The sequence below is a fragment of the Kitasatospora nipponensis genome (genome assembly GCF_039528135.1).
Classification (GTDB): domain Bacteria; phylum Actinomycetota; class Actinomycetes; order Streptomycetales; family Streptomycetaceae; genus Kitasatospora; species Kitasatospora nipponensis.
The window spans coordinates 1-2,815 of the sequence record NZ_BAAALF010000375.1; the positions used below are offsets into that span (position 1 = coordinate 1).

A 2,815-nucleotide genomic window follows, 5' to 3' on the forward strand; every position below is an offset into this window, starting at 1 on the left:
ACGCGCCACGGCCGCCGCGCAGGCGGGCCCGCGCGGCCGCACCCCCGGCGCGCCGGGGGAGGCCGCCCTGGGCCCGCTGCGCTCCCCCGCCGCTACCCGTACTCGTCACCGACCGGGCCTCCCATGACTCACCAAGCGTGACGGATCATGCCGAACTGTGACATACCCAGACGAAACGTCCGCTATCCCATAGCTTGGGTCATCTTTTCCGATTGGCCTATCGGAGAGCCCGACGGCGAGGGCCGGGCGGGGGCCTGGAAGGGGCCGGCAGGGGCCGGGAAGGGCTCAGGCGGGGGTGGTGGGGCGGGCGGCGGCGGCGAGCAGGCGGGCGACCTCCGGGAGCACCTCGCGGTCGTGCTCCAGCCAGTCCACCGAGGACAGCTCGTCCGGCCCCAGCCAGCGCAGCTCGGAGTGGTCCTGCAACGGCCGAGGGTCGCCCGCCAGCAGCTCGGCCGTCCAGATCTGCAGGACCAGCCCGGCTCGGACCGGCCACTGCCCCGGCAGCCGCTGCCGGGTACGGGTGCGCACGCCCAGCTCCTCGTGGAGCTCGCGCTCCAGGGCCTGCTGCTGCGTCTCGCCGGGCTCGGCCTTGCCGCCCGGGAACTCCCAGCGGCCCGCCACCGCGGCCGGCGCACTGCGCCGCGCGGCCAGCACCCGCCCGTGGTGGATCAGCACTCCGCCGACGACGATCCGGTTCTCCATGCCCCGACCCTAGGGCCTGTGTCAGGGCGTGCCGGGCGGGTGGCCGGGCCGGTCGGCCTCGACCCAGTAGAGCTGCTTGTGCCCGCGGGCCTCGAACGTGGCGGCGAGCGCGTCGGCCTCCGCTCGGAGCAGGCCGGCGGCGACCAGGAAGCGGTTGCCGTTGTCGTCCTGGCGCATCACCCGCCAGGAGCCGGCGGAGGTCTCGGGAACGACGGTCATGGGCGGAGCGTAGCGCGCGCCGGCGCCGGCTCCGTCGTCGCACGGGGCACCGGGGCCGGGCCCGGCTCGGTGGGGGTCGAGTCGGGCCCGGCGCGGCACTGAACCGCCCCTGCGCAAGGCTAGGGACGGCCCGCTAACGGGACGTACGGACCAGGTTTCCGGGCCGTCACGCACCCGGCCGACATGGTTAACGGCAGGTAAGCACGGCGGACATGGGATCGCCCGGGCCGGTTCCCCGTTCCCCCACCGCACCGGTTCGTATCCGACCGGTGTCGCCGATGCGGGTCTCGCACCAGCTCCCGCCCTGTGACCCGCACATCTGCCCCCGCCCGCCCCCGTCCGGTCGCCGCACGCGAGGAGCCGGCCCGGCGGCCGCGTCCGGGCGCGCCCACCGGACCGGTGGACGCCACGTCCGCGCCGCCCGTGGCAAGGCAGTTCGCCCGGTCATCACCGGCACGAACACCGCACGTACGACTATCGCAAGGGTGGACCGGCTACCGCGTCGGCGCAAGGTTCTCGCGGGGTCGTTCCGACGGCGGCCGCCCACCCCTGCCCGGACGGGCAACGCGACCGCGCCGCGCCACCCGCCGGGCCACCCGCTCCGTCAGACGCTGCGCGGTGCGCCGTCGCTGCCCGACTGCTGGTCGCGCCAGGAGTCGTCGGTGCTGAGCCGGAGCAGTCCGCGGACGGTTTTCTGCTGGTCGTAGGCGTGGTGCTGGTCGGACTCGGCGATGGCGTCGCCCAGCGCGTCCAGGCCGGAGGGCTGCGCGGCCGTGCGCAGCGCGGGGATGCGCTTGCGCAGCTCGGCCACCTGCGCGTCCACGGCGGGGCGCACCGTCGCGTCCCACGCGCCGCCGGCCAGCGCGTCGGTCTGCTTCTGCAGCACGTCGGCCATCGCGCCGGCCCACTCCCGGTAGCCGGCCGGGTCCTGGGTGACCGAGCCGCCGGGCCGCTCGGCGGCCTGCTCGTCGATGGCGTCCATCGCCCGCAGGTAGTCGAGTTGGGCGGGGGTCAGGTTGCTGGCGTCCTGGCGCAGCGAGTGCGAGAGCTTGCCGCTGGTGTCCGTCAGGAAGCAGGTGGCGACCCGGTCGCCGCTCGCCCAGCCGTCCTCCTGCGGGTAGAAGTAGTGCACCATCACCGAGTCCGGCACGGCCCAGTCGTCCATCGCGAACTCGTTGGCGCGGTCGCCGCAGACCGGTCCGGCCTGCTTGCGGCGCTCCGCCTCGTCCGGGTAGGCCGGTCCGGTCAGCCGCATGGTGCCGACCACCTCGCCGTCGTGCGGCGAGCTGCAGGCGATGGTGCGCACCCCGCTGCCGGAGCGGTTGAAGCAGTCGCCGATCTTCAGGTCCGCCGCGGCGACGACCCCGCCGCGCGAGCCGGTGCCGGTGCTGGCCCTGGTGCTGCCGGCGGTGAAGCTGCCCTGCGGGCTGGCGAGCATCACGACGGTGGTCAGCAGGCCGACCACGGAGAGCACCAGGCCGCCGATCGCCAGGCCGGTGCCGCGCTGGCCGCGCCGGTTGATCTGCACCAGTCCGGTGATGCCGAAGCCGAGGGCCAGCGGCCAGCCGCAGCAGGTCAGGCCGGCGACCAGGGCGGCTATCGAGAAGCCGTTGACGTCGCGCCGCCCGGGGTAGGGGCCGGTGCCCCAGGCGACCTGCGGACCGGGGTAGGGCGGGTACCCGGGGTAGCCGGGGTAGCCGGGGTAGCCGGGGTAGCCGCCCTGGCCGGGCTGGGCGGGGTAGGGCGGGTAGCCGGCGGGCGGCTGGTGCGGACCGGCGGGCGGGGCGAACGCGTCCGCGGGGCGCGGGGGCGCGAACGGGTCCGCGGCGGGCGGCGCGAACGGGTCCGCGGCGGGCGGCGCGAACGGGTCCGCGGCGGGCGGCGCCGCGGGCGG

The 2,815-nt window shown here is 76.2% G+C and carries 3 protein-coding genes; all 3 read right to left on the reverse strand.

Going from position 1 to position 2,815, the window contains the following annotated elements; genetic code table 11:
- Positions 1-285: 285 nt before the first annotated feature.
- On the reverse strand, positions 286-702 hold the full coding sequence (locus ABD323_RS40290) for a (deoxy)nucleoside triphosphate pyrophosphohydrolase (protein ID WP_344447084.1): 417 nt from the start codon (positions 700-702) through the stop codon (positions 286-288).
- A 21-nt stretch (positions 703-723) separates the two neighbouring features.
- Positions 724-921 carry an SPOR domain-containing protein gene (locus tag ABD323_RS40295; protein ID WP_344447085.1) on the reverse strand — a complete coding sequence of 66 codons (198 nt, stop codon included), beginning with the start codon at positions 919-921 and terminating at the stop codon, positions 724-726.
- 604 nt (positions 922-1,525) lie between these two features.
- The coding region (locus ABD323_RS40300; protein ID WP_344447086.1) for a DUF4190 domain-containing protein at positions 1,526-2,815 on the reverse strand (1,290 nt) is incomplete at its 5' end.